Origin of the sequence: Streptomyces sp. NPDC052682 (assembly GCF_040678435.1) — a bacterium.
Taxonomy (GTDB): domain Bacteria; phylum Actinomycetota; class Actinomycetes; order Streptomycetales; family Streptomycetaceae; genus Streptomyces.
Genome location: NZ_JBFATS010000001.1, coordinates 1 through 15,509, shown reverse-complemented (window position 1 = coordinate 15,509; position 15,509 = coordinate 1). Strand labels below are relative to the sequence as shown.

The following is a 15,509-nucleotide window of genomic DNA, read 5'->3' as shown; positions in this document are numbered from 1 at the left end:
GCTCCGTATCGCTCTCCTCCCGGCCGCCTCCCGCACTCCCTCGCCGCAAGGACCTGTCTATGCCCCACTCCGCAGCCGGTGCGCCGCTTGCGCCGGAACACTCCCACCCGGCTCCCGACCCGCGTCGCTGGGCCGCTCTGGCGCTGATCTGCCTGGCGCAGTTCATGCTGATCCTCGACGTCACCGTGGTGAACGTGGCCTTGCCCGACATGGCGGCAGACCTCGACCTCGGCCGCGGGACGCTGACCTGGGTCGTTACCGCCTATACCCTCTGCTTCGGCGGGCTGATGCTCCTTGGCGGCCGTCTCGCCGACGCGCTCGGCGCCCGGCGCACCTTGCTCGCCGGACTGGCCTTGTTCACCACCGCCTCGCTGGTCACCGGCCTGGCCGGCAGTGCCCCGGTCCTGCTCGGCGGACGCATCGCCCAGGGCATCGGGGCCGCCCTGCTCTCCCCCTCCGCGCTGTCGATCGTCACCACCACCTTCCACGGCGCCGAGCGCAACAAGGCCCTCGGCGTATGGGCGGCGATCGGCGGGTCCGGTGCCGCCGCCGGGGTCCTGATCGGCGGGGCGCTCACCGACGGGCCGGGTTGGCAGTGGGTCTTCTACGTCAACGTGCCCGTCGGCCTCGCCGTCCTCGGCGCCATCCCCGGGTTCGTAGCAGCTCGTGCTCCGCGGCCCGCCCAGCTCGACGTTCCCGGCGCCCTGCTGGTCACCGCAGGCACCGGCGCGCTGATCTACGGACTGGTGGAGGCGGGCGACTCCGGCTGGGCGGATCCGGCCACCCTGCTGCCACTGGCCGGCGCGGCGGTGGCGTACGCACTGTTCGCCTTGGCCGAACGGGCGAGCCGGGCCCCGCTGATGGACCTGCGCATGTTCACCCGGCGGCCGGTTCTTGCCGGGGCGTTCCTGATGCTGATGGCGACCGCGCTGCTGATCGCCTACTTCTTCCTCGGCTCGGTCTATCTCCAGCACATCCGCGCCTTCAGCCCGCTGAAGACCGGGCTGGTGTTCCTGCCCGTCGCCGTCGCCACCGGCCTCGGTGCCCACCTCGGCTCCCGGCTCGTCGGCGTGATCGGCAGTCGTACGACGGCCGTTGCCGGGATGGTGGTCGCGGCCGCCGGAACCGTGCCGCTGGCCCGGTTGTCGAACACCGGCAGCGTGTACGGGAGTCTGCTGCCGGGCTTCGTGGTCGCCTCCCTCGGCATCGGCGCGGTCTTCGTCACCGCCACCACCACCGCGCTCGCCATGATCGACCACCGTGAGGCGGGGCTGGCCTCCGGCGTCGTCAACACCTTCCACGAGGTGGGCGGCTCGATCGGCGTCGCTGTCGTCTCCACCGTCGCCGCCTCCGGTATCGAGCGCGGAACGGCCGGCGGTTTCACCGACGCGTTCATGGTGTGCGCGGTGGCGGCCGCCGTCAGTGCCGCGGTGGCCCTGGGGCTCGTACCGCAAGGTAAGCCGCAGATGACCGGTGGACCGCACGTGCACTGACCCGGCGCCCGCACTCTCGACGCGCCGGTAGCGCTACAGCCCGCGATGTGCGCGAGGGCCGCCGAATCCCCATTCCCGACGGCCCTGCGGGGTGGGCTGGCTGGTCAGCCGAGGGCTTGGATGAGGTCGTTGCACGCCTGTTCGCAGGAGCGGCAGGCTTCAGCACACAGGCGGCAGTGCTCGTGCATGTCGGCGTGCGCGGAGCATTCGTCGGCGCAGGCTTTACAGGCGGTGGCGCACGCGGTGAGGATCGCGCGGGTGATATTGGCGTCGTAGCCGGTGTGCCGGGACAGCACGGATGCGGTGGCGTTGCAGATGTCCGCGCAGTCCATGTCGGTGCGGATGCACTTGGTGAGCTCCCCGACCATGCCCTCGGACAGGCAGGCGTCCGCACATGCCGTACACGCCTGTGCGCAGGCAATGCATTCCTCGATGCACTTGGTGAGCTTGTCGCGGTCGACCTGGCCCAGGTCGGCCGGGTAGGTGGCGAGCATGTCCTTGACCGTGGTCATCACCGGTCGCCTCCTTCGGATCGATACCGGAGGGCGGCGGGCCGGGACGGTCGCGCCTACTCCACCTCCGGCCCCTGACGGGTTAGCCCTCGCCCGTGGCACAAACGCGGTCGGGGCACCCCTGTTCTCACAGGGGTGCCCCGACCGCGTGCCAATGTGTGCCTCAGTGGTAGGCGTGGACGACCGCGTGGCCCTTGCCGCGACCGATCATCCACTTGTTGACCGGCGTGGTGATCAGGAAGGCGACGGCGAACCCACCCAGCAGGGCCGACCAGAACAGCCCGTCCGACAGGTGGGCGTCCATCGCGCCCGGCGTGAGGGCGATGATCGCGTTGTCGACGAGCTCCATCACGGCGATCGAGACGGTGTCGGCGGCCAGCGCGACCTTGATCGCGGACTTGAGGTCGAGGCCGGCCCGGCGGACCGCGAACAGCGTGAACGAGTAGCCGAAGAGGAACGCCAGCGCGATCGCCAGGACCATGGTGGGTACATTGCCCCACATGAGGGCCGTGCCGATCACCATGCCGAGAATCTCGCCGATGGCACACCCGGTCAGGCAGTGCAGCGTCGCTTTCACCGCGGTGGCCCAGGACGCTCCCCCGTGGGCGCCCGGGTGAGCCGTGTGGTCGGCGTGACGGTGAGCTTCCTGCGTGGCGTGGTGGTGCGGGGTGCCGGTGTGGTGAGCGCTGTGGTCCATGACCATCATCCCCATTCCCGTCCGGTGAGGTGCCCGTTCCCGGGCCACCTCCCCAATATATACCCCTGGGGGGTATTCATCTACTGGTGTTGAGTCTCGGAGAGGGCTGGAACCGGCACCGGGCGGGAACGGCACGGCATCCGCTCCTGGCCCACGCGCGTTTGCCAGAGCGGGGAGCACACAGAGGTCAGAGCGGAAGCCGGTAGTTGCCGATCCAGTAGCGCAGTTCGCCGATCACCCACATCCAGGCGCCGCTTACCTGGAGCACGCCGACCGCGACAAGGAGGCCACCGCCGATCACCATCACCGTCCGGGCGCGGCGGCGGGCGAAGTCGAGTACGCGCAGGGATTTGCCGAGGGCGAAGGTGAAGATCAGCAACGGTATGCCGATGCCCATGGCGTAGGCGAAGGCGAGGAATGCGCCGCGACCCGCGGAGCCGGTGGTCATGGACAGCGACATGACGGCGGCGAGCGTGGGGCCGATGCACGGAGTCCAGCCGAGCCCGAACATCACCCCGAGCAGTGGTGCGCTCGCCAGGCCGGCACGCGGGGTGAAGCGCGGCTTCAACGTGCGAGACAGCAGCGGTACGCGGTCCAGGGCGCCCATGAACATCAGCCCGAGGACGATCGTGAGCGCACCGAGGATTCGGGTGAGCATCTCTTGATGGGCGAGCAGCGCGTTGCTCAGCGAGCCGAAGAAGGCCCCGTACGCGGCGAAGAGAGCCGCAAAGCCGAGCACGAACAGGGCGGTGCCGAGCAGCGCCTTGCCTCGGCTTGAGGTGCCCGACTGAGCCGCCTGGGCATCGGCGGCGGTCATCCCGGTCGCGTACGAGAGGTAGCCCGGCACGAGCGGCAGACAGCACGGTGAGGCGACGGTGATCGCCCCGGCGATGAGGGCGATCGGGGTGGCCAGAAGCAGGGATCCCGAGCCGACCACCTGACTGATGTCGACGGACAAGGTTGCGCCTTTCGACGGCATGAGGCGGCACCCTACGGCGAGCGATCCCGATGCGGACCGAGGCGGTGCGGGTGCGGTGGGTCGACGAGCACTCTATCTCCTATGCGGCTTAGGTGGTTAGGTTGCATGGGAGTGCGCACGGCGCTTGTAGCGCCGCCCTACGCACTGGCAGGGGCCAGGAGGGGGTCGGAGCGGACCCGGCGGGCCGTTGTCCTCGATCGTCTTGGCTCGCGTGGCAGTACCTGGAAGCTGGCGAAGATCGCGGACGGCGGGGCGGCGCCGAGCGAGCGCAGGCACCGCCTGCTCGACGGCGTGAGCGGACGCGTACTTGCGGCGACGTCGGCCAGGGGTTCGACTTCCGCCGATATCCCGATGCTGTGGAGGAGGTCGTCGCTCTGGAACCCGACGACACGCTGCGCGCAGCCGCAGAGCGAGCCCCCTGCTGTGGCGCAACGCGGGAGGCGGCTGTCAGCCCATTCGGGACACCGAAGGCGATCCGTGCGGCCGGATTCACCGTCACGCGGGTCGACCGCTGCAAGTTCAAGCCCGCGCCGCTGAGCCGCGCGCACTGCGCATCCTCGGAGCTCTGCCCACCTGGTGTGTCTCCCCAGCCTGCGTGTCCGGCTCAGGGTGTCTGTCCCTTGATCAGCTTCGGCATGGCTTTGACGTACTCGTCGAACGTCGTGTCCTCATGGAAGATGACGTGCGCCTTGTCGTCCTTGGGAGAGAACGCGAGGACGGTCTTGCCGTGCGTCGAGACGATCTTGCCGTGCTTGTCCTTCACGGGGGCTTCGATGCTGACGCCCACGCTGCGGGCGGCGGCCTGGATCGTGTTGAAGTCGCCCGAGAGGCCGGTGAAGTCGGGGCCGGCGGCCCCGCGCAGCCATGTGCCGAGGTGCTCGGGGGTGTCCCGGGCGGGGTCGGAGGTGATGAACACGACCCGCATCTGCTCCCGCTCGGCCTTGGGCAGCTTGCTGTAGGCGACGCCGATGTTGCTCATTACCAGGGGACACACGTCCGGGCAGTGGGTGTAGCCGAAGTAGATCAGGGTCGCCTTGCCCTGGGTCTCCTTGCGCAGGTCGAATTGCTTGCCGTGGGTGTCGGTGAGGACCACGTCCGGCTTGGTGAACGGGGTGTCGAGGGCGGTCCAGGTCTTGCCCGGCCGGGCGTCGCCGCCGGAGACCTCAAAGGCGTTGTCCCTGCCTCTGCTCTCCGTTCCGCCACCGCCGCATGCGGACAGAGTCAGCGCCGCGGTCACGGTGAGCGCCGCGGTGATCAGGGTGGTTTTGCGCACGCGCGTCATGAGGAGCCGTCCCGGTCATCGAGGTGGTGAGCTGAAGGGGCGAGCGGCGGCCCTTCAAACACCTAAGGGCTTTAGGTGCACGAGGGGAGCCTACGCCAGGACGGGCTGCGCACTGCCGCCGCCCTCGGCCGCGAGCGCAGCTCTTGCGGTCGTGGCGGCGCCCCAAGCTGGGAGCTCAGGCTGCGGCCGAAGCCGTCGGCATCGGGGCGTCGGTGAGCGGACAGGTGGTCATGCCGGCGGCGGCCACGGCGGGCTGAGTGGCCACGACCAAGGGCAGCATCAGCAGCGCGCCCGCCGCGAGTGCCACGGTCCAGGCGGCGGCGCGGCCCAGCGGCCGCCGAGGGCCGAGCAGTCGCCGGACGCGCCCGGCGACGTAACCGCCCGAGGCCGCCAGAGACGCTGTCGGGGCCGCGGCTCCGGCCAACTCCAGCAGCGCACCAGCCAGCGTCGGGGCATCGCAGCGGGCGGTGGCCTCGTCGTCGGCGGCCATCTCCACCAGGCGCCTCGTCTCATCCGCCGCCGTGGCGAAGAGTCGCACGCGGGGGAAGGCCCGCTCCAGCGCCGCCGTGTAGGCCAGCACCAAGTGATGGCGCTGGCGGATGTGTGCCCGCTCGTGCGCGATGACGGCCTTGAGTGCCTGCGGGTCCAGCGCGGCTACAGCTGCCGAGGTCAGCACGATCCGGTGGCGGTGGCCGGGCAGGCAGTAGGCCGCCGGGCGCTCGTCGTCCAGGATCGTGACGCCGAGGTCCCGCCGGGCGCGGCCGACGAGGGCGAGGACCATGGCGTGCCGGGACCGCTCGCGGCGGGCTTGCGTCAGTGAGGCAGCCAGGCACCAGCCGACCCGGGCCAGCAGCGTCAGGGCCAGAACCGCACCGGACGCGGCGAGTGCCGCCCCGCCGGGTGCCGCGTATCGCTGGCGCAGGGCCATCACGCAGGCGTGCAGCATGTCGGCGAGGCCACCGCTGACCGGGACGGTCGGCACCGCCACCGCAAGCCCCGCCAGCGCCACCGACAGTACAGCCGAGGCGGTCAGCGCCTGCCACGCCCAGATCCCCAGCCGGGGGGAGCGCGCCGCCCAACCCGCCCGGCGCAGCAACACCGGCCCGAGCACGCCCAGGGTGAGTGCGTAACCGAGGAGCAGGAGCGCGATCCTCACGACCGGCGCCCCTCTCCAGTGCGCTCGGCCAGCGCCGCCCGCAGCTCGGCGACCTCGTCGGCGTCCAGCTCGTCGAAGAGCCGTACCAGGGTCGCGGTGCGGTTGGCGCCGGTCGCCCACACCTGGTCGATCAGCGAGGCGGCGTATTCCTCACGGCTCTTCGTGGCCGAGTAGCGGAAGGCGCGTCCCTCCTTGGTTCGGCGCAGCCAGCCCTTGCGGTGCAGGATCTCCATCACCGTCTGCACGGTGTTGTAGGCCAGGTGCTGCGGCCGGTCCTCGTTCAGCCGCTCCAGAACCTCGCGTACGGGCATGGCTGTGGCGGTGGACCAGATCACGTCCATGATCGCCTGCTCCAGCTCGCCGAACCCGCGCACCCGACCACCCTCCGCCGCCGAAAACCTAAGCGGCATAGTACGTGGCGTGCCGAGCGGCCAGTCGCGGTTGGGCCCCGCCCCTCGGGAGGTGCGACGGTGGCCACTGCGTGCTCAGGCAGTCGCCTCTTCCAGGTCACGCGGAGTCCCTCCCGCCGGCGCTGCGCGAGTATGGCGACGGACCCCGCGCAAGCGAGCGCGGTCGCAGTCAGGGCGCACTACACCAGTCAGAGCGTGTCATACCGCTCGGTTTTGGATCGCCTCCCTGAGCCTTGACTACATGGGCTTCGGCATCGTCGGACTCTTCCTGCTGACCTGGGCGGTTGCCCTGGCCGTCTGGCGATTCGGCCGGATCGAGGAGAAGTGGTCCAACGAGACGGGGCTGACCAGTCCCGCATCCCCCGCGGAGTAGGGCCTACCGCTACAAGACCGCGCGCGTCCGTTGCGCGGGCGAGGGCCGAACCAGCCGGCTCGGCCCTCGCCCATCCGTCAGCTCTCTGCTTTGGCCCCTCGCTGCTCGAGCATGTCGGCCATCAGGTCCATGTCCGCCTGCTGGCCCTCGACCATGCTCCGAGCCAGCCGCCTGACCTTCTCGTCGTCGGCCATATCGACCGCACCGCGCGCCATGTCGACGCCGCCCTTGTGGTGCGCGGTCATCAACTTGAGGTAGAGAACCTCGGCGTCCCTGCCTTTGGTCTTGCGCAGCTGGTCGAGCTGGGTGTTGGTGGCCATCCCGGGCATCAGCGAACCGTCCTTGGCCTCGTGCATCGAGCCATGCGCCATCCATGCCATCGGTGCCCGGCTGGAGTGCTTGCTCAGCCCCCAGTTCTCCAGCCAGCCCAGCATCATGCCGCGCTGGGTGGCCTGGGTGTTGATGACGTCGTACGCGAGAGTGCGCACCTCCTGGTTGTCGGTGCGGTCCCGGACGATGAACGACATCTCCACCGCCTGCTGGTGGTGCACAGCCATGTCCCGGGAGAACCCAGCCTCCACCGACCGGTCGCCAGGCGACGCCGCGATCGCCGTGCCCTCTGCCGTGCGCCACCACACGACGAGTGCGGCTGCGCCGGCCAGCACTACGCAGGCAATCAGGATGACGGGCGTACGGGGGATGGCGGCTCCCCTCATGCGGACTTCCCTCCCGTGCAGGCCGCGCCCGGCTCGGGGGTCTGCTCACCCTGCACGTACTTGTCGAGGAACTGCTGAACACGCGAGTCAGAAGCGGACGTCACGTTGAGCTGCTTGCCCCAGGCGGACAGGGTGATGGGCGAGGACTGGTCCGCGTACGGGCTCATCAGCGTGTACGGGGTCTTCTTCACCTTGTCCTTCAGGGCGCTTATGTCCTTGTCCGCGGCCTTGACCGTGTAGGTGATCCAGACCGCGCCGTGCTCGAGCGAGTGGACGGCGTTGGTCTCGTCGATCTCCTTGTCATAGACGTCGCCGTTGCAGTTCATCCAGACAGGGTTGTGGTCACCCCCCACCCCTGGGGACATCTTGTAGGCGACGGGCTTCGTGACGTGGTTCCGGCTCAGGTCCTTGAAGGACTTCTCGCCCTTTACCGGGGCGGCGGCCGCCGCCTCCTTCGCCTCGTTCTTCTGGTTGGCTTCCTGGACGAGGTACCAGCTTCCGCCAGCGACTCCTGCGACGATGATCCCGCTGAGGGTCCAGGTGATGATCCGGTTACGGCGTTCCCGCGCCGCTTCGGCGCGGCGCATCTCGTCGACCTTGGCGCGGCGGGCGGCGCGCTGTTCCTTGGCTCGGGAAGATCCCATGGCATGTCCTTGTCCCCGCCGCGCCCACAGGGGCGGCGGTGCGGTGCGAGCGGTCGATGGCCTGCACACCCGCGGCACGGGGGCAGGAGGGTCGGCGGGCACGGCGGTGAGACCCGCTGTGCGGCAGGCCGGCTCTAGGTCCGTAGGACTTGGAGTTGATGGATGCCGGGGGCGGTGACGAGATAGCGGGGCGGACCGCGTTCGAGCTGAACACCCGGGGCCCAGTCCGCCGTGGCCGCATCCACAGCCTTGGGCGATGGCACAGGCGCCGGGGGAGAAGAGCCTGTGATCACACTGCCCGCCTGGTGGCAGTCCGCGTCACCGGGGCCATGTTCCGAGTCAGGGCACAGGTGTCCCGCAGCAGCCTCGGAGAAGGACTCGAGGCTCGCCGTCATGCCCGGCATGGGGGCCTCGGGCGCGGCGGCGACATTCCCGTCGAAGGCATGGCCGATGTGGATGCACACGGGAACCGCCCACATCAGCACAGCTAGCAGGGCAGCGCAGCGCTGGGCGAGAAACGAGGCACCCCGCCTCGTCGCGCCCCGGAAGTCTGTGCCCCGGTTCTTCATCGCCGCAGATCGTAACCAAAGCCGGACGGCACGTGGGCGGAAGGATCTCACAACCACCCACCCCCACACACGAGCCAAATAATCCAGGGTTTCGTGAATTCACGATTCTCTGTATTGTCGGGGAGTGCTGTCCATCGCCTCCGACATCGACGCCCTGGTCCGCTTCGGCCGCGCGCTCGCCGATCCGATCCGCTGCCGCATCCTCCTCGAACTGAGCAAGGCCCCGGCCCACCCGGCCGACCTCGCCGAGGAACTGGAGATCTCTCGCACTCGCCTGTCCAACCACCTGGCCTGTCTGCGCGACTGCGGCATCGTGGTCGCTGTCCCAGTGGGTCGGCGTGTGCGCTACGAACTCGCGGACTCCCGCCTCGGTCATGCCCTGGACGACCTCCGTGGCGCGGTCCTCGCCGTTGAGGCCGATCGCACCTGCCCGGACGCCGATGAGGAGGATTGCTGCTGATGGCCCTGCAGGTATCCCTCGGGCCCACCCCAGACCGCCGGACCCGACTGGCCCGCCGCATACGCCTACTGGTCGCGGCCACCATCACGTACAACGTCATCGAGGCGATCGTCGCCATCACCGCGGGCACCCTCGCCTCTTCCACCGCCCTGATCGGCTTCGGCCTGGACTCGGTCATCGAGGTCTCCTCCGCGGCTGCCGTCGCCTGGCAGTTCTCCGCCGCCGACCACGCCGTACGCGAGGCCCGCGAGAAGACCACGTTGCGTATCATCGCCGTCTCCTTTTTCGCCCTCGCCGCCTACGTCACGGTCGCCTCCATCCGCGCCCTAACCGGCACCGGCGAAGCCGAACACTCCACGCCGGGCATAGTGCTGGCCGCGCTGTCCCTCGCGGTGATGCCGTTCCTGTCCGCCGCCCAGCGCCACGCCGGCCGCGAACTGGGCTCCGCCTCGGCGGTGGCTGACTCCAAGCAGACTTTGCTGTGCACGTACCTCTCGGCCGTTCTGTTGATCGGCCTTCTCGCCAACTCCCTGTTCGGCTGGTCTTGGGCCGACCCGATCGCCGCCCTGGTGATCGCCGTGGTCGCCGTCAAAGAAGGCCGCGAGGCATGGCGGGGCGACAGCTGCTGCGCGGTGCCTGTCGGCGCCGTCTCCGCCGCGGAGCCGGATGGCTGCGGCTGCGGTCCCGGCTGCTCCTGCTGTGGCCCGGCCCAGGAGGCCGAAGCGCGGTGACCGGCTGGGCCTGAACGGCGCTCGCCCTGTACGGGGTGTGGCTGGCAGCTGCCTTCGGGCTACGCGCGCTGATGCAGCTCGGCCGCACCGGCGACACCGGCTTCCGCGGCCTCTCCGGCAGGCCCGGCTCAGCCTCCTGGTGGGCCGGAAGGTCAATACCGGGCTGCAGGAGTGTTGGGCAGGCGCAGCTGACCGCTGAGTAGGGCGCGGACAGCCTCCTCCAAGATGGCAACCGTCCGGCGCAGTTCGTGGTTTTCCTGGGCCTTCTCGTCCTCCTTGTCGGGGCTGGCCTCGAAGTCGGCGTCCATGGCGCGCAGCCGCTCATCGAGAGTGCCGTCGGGGGGAGGGGTGTGCCCGAGGACGGCCATGCGTGCCTGCTGCTCGGCGAGCCACGCGGCGAGCTGTCCGCGCTGCTCCTGACTGAGGCCGTCGGTCGGCTGATCCTCCATCTTCGCTCTCCTTCGTACTTAGCTTCCTGGGCCCCGGCGGGGGCCCAGACCGGATCCGGGCCGCTGCTGGCGCTGCTGCTCTTCCTCGGCCGCTTGGCGGGCTCGCCGACCGACCCGGGCTGGGCGGGAGGTGGCCGGGCTGCCGGTCGGTGGCAGACCGCGCCGGGCGCGCTCGCTTTCGCGCTGGGCGCGTAGTTCGGCGAGCCGCTGCCGGATCCGCGAGCGTTGGAAGAGCGTCAGGGCGTCGTGCAGCTCGGTCCACTGCGCGTGAGGTCCGGCCTCCTCGGGGCTCTCCCCGAGGGGGGAGTCCGCGTCAGTCTGGTGCAGCATGCGCCACACCGCCAAGGCGGTTACCAACTGCCGCCACTGGGCCTTCTGCTCCTCGTCCTGCTCGTCGGGGGCCGGGATCTGCTGGACCCATCCCTCCGGCGGTTCCTCGCCGTCCAGCACCAGGCGCAAGGCGACGTCGGCGAACGCCGCGGCGGCGGCCGTGACCACCTGCCGGTCGTCGGAGTCGGTGAAGCGGGCCTCCAGCAGGCGGTAGTGGAAGTTCTCCGCGGTACGCGCCGCGATGCGCATGCCTGAGACGGGATGGTCCGGCCGCGCGCGGGCGGCGGCCCATGCCCTGGTGCGCCGCCCGACCTCGTCAATCCGCTCCTGGAAGATCGCCCAGGCGTGGGCATCGCGGGGGTCCTCGGGCTGCTCGCCGATTCCCTCGACGGAGTCGTCAAGTCCGTGCCGTACACGCCATGCGTCCGCCAGCGCCGCAGTGCGCTCCCACAGCGTCCGCAGCTCGCTGCCGGTGTTGGGGACAGGGCCCAGCACGCGCGCCCAGGTCGGCGGGCTCGCGGCCAGCACCGCGCCGTTGTGCTCCAGTCGCTGGGAGAGCACGATGCGGCGCTCGACCAGGTGGGCGCGCCAGGCTTCGGGGGTGTCGGCGTCCCGTACGGCGGCCGAGGGGGCAAGCCAGTCCGGGAGCGGGCCGGAGTTGTCCGGCACCGGGGCGGGGCCGTGGGGAAGCTGGTCGCGCAGGCGACGCTCGGCGCGGATGCGCTCGGCGATGATCTCGGCGCGGCGGAGCCGCTGGCGGGCCTCGTCCTGCCGGTGCAGGTTGGCGGTCAGCTCACGGCGGGTGACCTCCACCGGCTGGCGGGCGGTGTGGCTGGCGCCGCGCCGGGGCTCGCGCTGCCAGTCCTCGCGCATGCGATCCAGGGGGAGCATGTCCCGCCGCAGCTTCTGCTCGCGGCGCAGCGCGGCATGTTCCGCGGCGGCGGTGCGCTCGGCGGCGTGGTCGCCTTCGAGGGCGGCGCGGCGCATGCGGCGCCGGGCGTCGGCGATGGCGGCAGCGAGGTCGGCGCGGGTGAGGTGACCGTGCGGCCGGCGCGGCCACGCCGGGTGTGGCAGGCCGTTCACGACGATGTGACGGGGCTGGCCGGCCACCGCCGCGTCGGCGCGGTGCAGTTCGTCCAGCGCCTCGCGCCGCAGGCGCTCGGCTCGCTCCAGAAGGCGGTCGAGTAACTGCTCGTCGAGGCGCTTGAGCGGGCGGCTGCGGCCGGGCTCCGACTCCCGTGCGGCGGCACGCTCGGCGGCGGCGCGGCCCTCTTCCACCCGGGAGTCGATGCGCCAGGACAGCACCGCAGCGATGTCCTCGGCGTCGGCGAAGTCGCGTTCGCCGTACGCGGCGGCGAGCAACCGCGCGGCGTCCCAGCCTTCGGCTTCCGCCCTTTTCAGCGAGCGCTCGACCGCGGACCAGGCGTCGGAGTCGATGAACGCCTCGGCCGCGCTTCCCAGGACGCGCCGGGCGAGCTTCTTGATGCGGTGGCTGACCGCGCGGGCATGGACGTCGGTGTACTCGGCGGCGAGCTGACCGACGCTGTAGGCGCGGTCCTGCTCGGCCTTGATGGTCTCGTGCGCGGAGACCGATCCGCGGCTGCTGCGTGCGACGGTGTCCAGCACGTCGCGCATGCTCTGGCCCTCGTCGGCGACCACGTGCAGGCGGTTGGCGAGGCGCCCGCGGGTGGCCATGACGTACGCGGACTCGCGGCTGGTCCGGGCGGTGATCAGGCCATGGGCGGTCGCCACCGTCAGGCCCTGCGCGCGGTGAACGGTGGAGGCGTAGCCGAGTTCGGCGTGCCGTCGCAGGTAGGAGGCCGGGAGCAGGACGCGGCCGCCGTGGCCGGTGTGCCGGGCGGTGGCGTTGCCCGCCTGATCGAGGGCTTCGATGCGCCACTGGTCACCGTTCTTGACGAAGTCCAGGCCGCCGTTGACCGTCAGGCGGCGCTGGTTCCTCCGGGTGACGATGAGGTCGCCGACGGCGGCCTGCAGGTCGTCGCGCAGGGCGGTGGAGCGGGTCAGGTCCAGGCGGCCGGCGGCGATCTGGTACGCCTGGGCTCGCAGGTTGAGGTCGCGCACGGCATCGGTGTCATCGGCCATCATCAGTGAGTGCAGTCCGGCCTCAGTGTCGGTCTGCCAAGCGTCGAAGACGGAGTCCAGCATCTCCTGCGGGCCGCCGCCGACGATCCGGCCCTGGGCGAGATGCCAGGTCCACGCGTCGGCCGGGTCGCCGTCTCGCAGGGCCAAGGTGGCCTCCGCCTCACCCTCGGTGCGGAAGCGGTGCAGCTGCTCCAGTTCGACCGCACCGACCTCGCGGGCCACCAGCCGCAGGGCGCCGCCGACCTCCACCGCGCCAAGCTGTGCGGGGTCGCCGATCAGCCTGACCAGGGCACCGGCAGCTTCGGCCTCGGCGACGATCCGAGCGAGGTTGCGGGTTCCAGCCATGCCCGCCTCGTCGACGATGATGACGTCTCCCGGGCGGAGCTGGAAGGCGTCCGCGACCCGGCGTCCTTCGGCGAGCCGGTCGCGCTGGGCGAGCCAGCTGTGCATCGTGTGCGCGGCGGTGCCCAGGTCGTCCTCCAGGACCTTCGCCGCCCGGCTGGAGGGGGCCAGGGGGATCAGGCGGCCGCCGCCGGCGGCGACGGCGTCGCGCACCAGCTGCAGCGCTGTGGTCTTTCCGGAGCCGGCCGGGCCGATGCCGACGACGACCAGCTTGTCCGAGCAGGCGAACGCCTGGGCCAGACGTCGCTGACCGGGGTCGAGCGGGGGCCCGGCGAAGTGCTCGGCGACGGTGTCGAAACGGTCGGCGCCCAGCGCCGGGATGACCGAGGTGCGCGCCGCGTTCAGGATGCGGGACTCGGCCGCCAGGACCTCGCTGGACGTGTAGAGCTGGGACTCGCGGCGCCGGTAAATGCTGGTGCCGTCGGCGCGCTGCAGGGGTGTGAAGGGCCGGTGGAGGTCCGGGGGAGTGAGGTCGATCGAGTCGTGCTCGATCACCTGCCTGGTGATGCGCTCGGCCAGTCCCCGGGTGTCGCCGCGGCCCCGCGTCAGGCGGACGACGTACCGGCGGGCCTCGGCAAGCACGTGCCGCTCGCCCCAAACGGCGCGCTCCGAGGAGACGACCTGCAGCACGTCCCGCGCGGCCTGCTCGATGTCGACGGCAGCAGCCGGATCCTCGTCGGTGGTCGACCCGCGCGCGATGGCGCGGACGTGGTCCAGCAGGCCGTCTATCCTCGCGGCACCGAAGACCGCGACGGCCTCCTGGCGCCAGGCCAGGCGGAGGTCGGACAGGGCGCGCGCCTTCTTCTTGTGTGGCCGGGACATCTGCGCGGCCTGCTGGATGAGCGCCATACGGGCGGCGGTGTCCGGCTCCTTGCCGTACCGGCGCCGGTACTCCTGGAGCAGCTTGTCCAAGTCCTTTCGGATGTCCTGGGCGCGCTTGGAAAATGCCTCGATCAGCTCGTCATCCAGCCCGCTGATGGCCACGACAGGCCGCTTGCCGGGGGTGACCTCCCGCTCCTCCGCGAGCACCCTGAGGCGTTGACACAACTCCTCGACGACGCGCTGGTTGTACAGCTCGCTGGCCGCAACTCCCATCGCGTACAGCAGCTTTCCGTCGATGCTGCGCCACTTCCCGTCAAGGCCGCGGACCTTGTTGGCGACAACGACGTGATCGTGCAGCAGCGGGTCTCCCCGGCGGCTGTCGTAGTGCCGGTAGCGGGCGGCTATGAGGCCGCCGCGCACGTCTTCCTGCGCGATGCCGTTGACACCGGTACGGGTGGCGAGAGCGTGCTGCTCGATCCACGCGAGGGTCTCGGCGATGGCCTGCTCGTGGGCGGCCTGCACCTGCAGGCGGGTCTCCTCATCGCCCAGTGCCCACAGGACGGATCCGTACTTGTTACGGAAGACCAGGTCGTAGCCGGCGACCGCTTGGCGGGCGCAGGAGGTGTTGGCGCTGATGTAGCGACTGAGTTCTTCGGCGTCCTTCGGGCCTCGGCCGAAGTCCTCACGGAAGGCCATGGCCCCGACCTTGCCGCGTATGCGCTTGCGCTCGGCGTCGGTAGCTTCACGCCGCTCGCGTGCCTCGAAGGCCTGAATCGCGTCCTGGATCCGGGCGGCCAGCGGCCCTTCAGTCTGCTCGTACCTGTAGTACCGCCGCCCCAGCCTTGCTTGCCGGATGGCGGCGGTTGGGCTGAGGCCCTGAGCCTGAGCCTGGGCGATGATCCGGTCGGCGTCCGGGTGTAATCCCTCACCGAACAAGGCCTTCATCTGAGACTCGGTGACGGTGCCGCTGACGCCTAATTCGGCCGCTCCGCCGCCGACCCAGATGCCGGGAGGGTTGCCCTCGGCGGTGTAATAGTCGCTGAGTTCGCGCTTGGCCGGACGGCGTTCGTCACCCGTCGCAATCTCGCGTGTGTAGTACAGATAGCCATCCCCAGCGCTGAGTTTGTGGATGGTCATCATGTACTCAGCCTACCTTGTGACATTGTGAATGCAAAAGCTTCGAACGCGCCAACGGCGCGGCGGGCTCAGCGAGTTGGGCTAGGTGAGGAACGAGCCGGCCAACGAGCTGCCCGCCGCGCCGTTGGCGCGTTCCGCGCAGCGTCGGGGGGGGTTTGGGAGGGTGGGGGGGAGTGGGGGGGGGGGGGGGTGAAAGCCGGTGGGTTTGTAAGAGAGGAGCTTAGTGGTGTAGTGGAAGAGGGGA

Annotated in this window: 14 protein-coding genes; 4 read left to right on the top strand and 10 right to left on the bottom strand. The window is 70.6% G+C overall.

Annotated elements, in window-relative coordinates; all coding sequences use genetic code 11:
• Positions 1-59 precede the first annotated feature (59 nt).
• Positions 60-1,493 carry an MFS transporter gene (locus tag AB0K80_RS00070; RefSeq protein WP_365664187.1) on the top strand — a complete coding sequence of 478 codons (1,434 nt, stop codon included), beginning with the start codon at positions 60-62 and terminating at the stop codon, positions 1,491-1,493.
• A 104-nt stretch (positions 1,494-1,597) separates the two neighbouring features.
• On the opposite strand, the gene AB0K80_RS00065 is transcribed toward AB0K80_RS00070, so the two are convergent.
• From AB0K80_RS00065 to AB0K80_RS00040, 6 genes are all read right to left on the bottom strand, one after another.
• Positions 1,598-2,005, bottom strand: coding sequence for a four-helix bundle copper-binding protein (locus tag AB0K80_RS00065; protein ID WP_365664185.1), 408 nt, complete (start codon positions 2,003-2,005; stop codon positions 1,598-1,600).
• A gap of 163 nt (positions 2,006-2,168) precedes the next feature.
• Positions 2,169-2,702, bottom strand: a complete 534-nt coding sequence (locus AB0K80_RS00060) for a DUF4396 domain-containing protein (RefSeq protein WP_365664184.1) — start codon at positions 2,700-2,702, stop codon at positions 2,169-2,171.
• A gap of 187 nt (positions 2,703-2,889) precedes the next feature.
• A complete protein-coding gene (locus AB0K80_RS00055; RefSeq protein WP_365664182.1) occupies positions 2,890-3,660 on the bottom strand; it encodes a cytochrome c biogenesis protein CcdA in 771 nt (256 codons plus the stop codon).
• Positions 3,661-4,285: 625 nt separating this feature from the next.
• On the bottom strand, positions 4,286-4,963 hold the full coding sequence (locus AB0K80_RS00050) for an SCO family protein (RefSeq protein WP_365664180.1): 678 nt from the start codon (positions 4,961-4,963) through the stop codon (positions 4,286-4,288).
• A gap of 175 nt (positions 4,964-5,138) precedes the next feature.
• Positions 5,139-6,119 (bottom strand): M56 family metallopeptidase, encoded by a 981-nt coding sequence (locus AB0K80_RS00045; protein ID WP_365664178.1) that lies wholly within the window; start codon positions 6,117-6,119, stop codon positions 5,139-5,141.
• Positions 6,116-6,493 (bottom strand): BlaI/MecI/CopY family transcriptional regulator, encoded by a 378-nt coding sequence (locus tag AB0K80_RS00040; protein WP_365664176.1) that lies wholly within the window; start codon positions 6,491-6,493, stop codon positions 6,116-6,118. The genes AB0K80_RS00045 and AB0K80_RS00040 overlap by 4 nt, the downstream gene beginning before the upstream one ends.
• A 277-nt stretch (positions 6,494-6,770) precedes the next feature.
• On the opposite strand from AB0K80_RS00040, the gene AB0K80_RS00035 reads away from it, so the two are divergent.
• On the top strand, positions 6,771-6,902 hold the full coding sequence (locus AB0K80_RS00035) for a hypothetical protein (protein ID WP_365664174.1): 132 nt from the start codon (positions 6,771-6,773) through the stop codon (positions 6,900-6,902).
• Positions 6,903-6,979: 77 nt separating this feature from the next.
• Here AB0K80_RS00035 and AB0K80_RS00030 read toward each other — a convergent pair whose 3' ends face one another.
• Positions 6,980-7,618, bottom strand: a complete 639-nt coding sequence (locus AB0K80_RS00030) for a DUF305 domain-containing protein (protein WP_365664173.1) — start codon at positions 7,616-7,618, stop codon at positions 6,980-6,982.
• Positions 7,615-8,262, bottom strand: a complete 648-nt coding sequence (locus AB0K80_RS00025; RefSeq protein WP_365664171.1) for a DUF3105 domain-containing protein — start codon at positions 8,260-8,262, stop codon at positions 7,615-7,617. Before AB0K80_RS00025 ends, AB0K80_RS00030 begins: the two co-directional genes overlap by 4 nt.
• A gap of 693 nt (positions 8,263-8,955) precedes the next feature.
• Here AB0K80_RS00025 and AB0K80_RS00020 point away from each other — a divergent pair.
• Both AB0K80_RS00020 and AB0K80_RS00015 read left to right on the top strand, forming a co-directional pair.
• Positions 8,956-9,291, top strand: a complete 336-nt coding sequence (locus tag AB0K80_RS00020) for a metalloregulator ArsR/SmtB family transcription factor (RefSeq protein ID WP_365664169.1) — start codon at positions 8,956-8,958, stop codon at positions 9,289-9,291.
• Positions 9,291-10,022 carry a cation transporter gene (locus AB0K80_RS00015; RefSeq protein ID WP_365664167.1) on the top strand — a complete coding sequence of 244 codons (732 nt, stop codon included), beginning with the start codon at positions 9,291-9,293 and terminating at the stop codon, positions 10,020-10,022. The genes AB0K80_RS00020 and AB0K80_RS00015 overlap by 1 nt, the downstream gene beginning before the upstream one ends.
• Before the next feature lie 152 nt (positions 10,023-10,174).
• Here the strand turns inward: AB0K80_RS00015 and AB0K80_RS00010 are convergent, their stop codons facing one another.
• Together AB0K80_RS00010 and mobF are read right to left on the bottom strand one after the other, a co-directional pair.
• Positions 10,175-10,471 carry a hypothetical protein gene (locus AB0K80_RS00010; protein WP_365664166.1) on the bottom strand — a complete coding sequence of 99 codons (297 nt, stop codon included), beginning with the start codon at positions 10,469-10,471 and terminating at the stop codon, positions 10,175-10,177.
• Between the two features lie 18 nt (positions 10,472-10,489).
• Entirely contained in the window at positions 10,490-15,268 is a 4,779-nt protein-coding gene (mobF, locus tag AB0K80_RS00005; RefSeq protein ID WP_365664165.1) for a MobF family relaxase, read from the bottom strand.
• Positions 15,269-15,509 lie beyond the last annotated feature (241 nt).

Excerpts from the sequence above, each read along its gene's own strand:
- AB0K80_RS00070 (WP_365664187.1), top strand. The coding sequence starts at position 60 with ATGCCCCACTCCGCAGCCGGTGCGCCGCTTGCGCCGGAACACTCCCAC.
- AB0K80_RS00065 (WP_365664185.1), bottom strand. The coding sequence starts at position 2,005 with ATGACCACGGTCAAGGACATGCTCGCCACCTACCCGGCCGACCTGGGC.
- AB0K80_RS00060 (WP_365664184.1), bottom strand. The coding sequence starts at position 2,702 with ATGGACCACAGCGCTCACCACACCGGCACCCCGCACCACCACGCCACG.
- AB0K80_RS00050 (WP_365664180.1), bottom strand. The coding sequence starts at position 4,963 with ATGACGCGCGTGCGCAAAACCACCCTGATCACCGCGGCGCTCACCGTG.
- AB0K80_RS00035 (WP_365664174.1), top strand. The coding sequence starts at position 6,771 with ATGGGCTTCGGCATCGTCGGACTCTTCCTGCTGACCTGGGCGGTTGCC.
- AB0K80_RS00030 (WP_365664173.1), bottom strand. The coding sequence starts at position 7,618 with ATGAGGGGAGCCGCCATCCCCCGTACGCCCGTCATCCTGATTGCCTGC.
- AB0K80_RS00025 (WP_365664171.1), bottom strand. The coding sequence starts at position 8,262 with ATGGGATCTTCCCGAGCCAAGGAACAGCGCGCCGCCCGCCGCGCCAAG.
- AB0K80_RS00015 (WP_365664167.1), top strand. The coding sequence starts at position 9,291 with ATGGCCCTGCAGGTATCCCTCGGGCCCACCCCAGACCGCCGGACCCGA.
- AB0K80_RS00010 (WP_365664166.1), bottom strand. The coding sequence starts at position 10,471 with ATGGAGGATCAGCCGACCGACGGCCTCAGTCAGGAGCAGCGCGGACAG.
- mobF (WP_365664165.1), bottom strand. The coding sequence starts at position 15,268 with ATGATGACCATCCACAAACTCAGCGCTGGGGATGGCTATCTGTACTAC.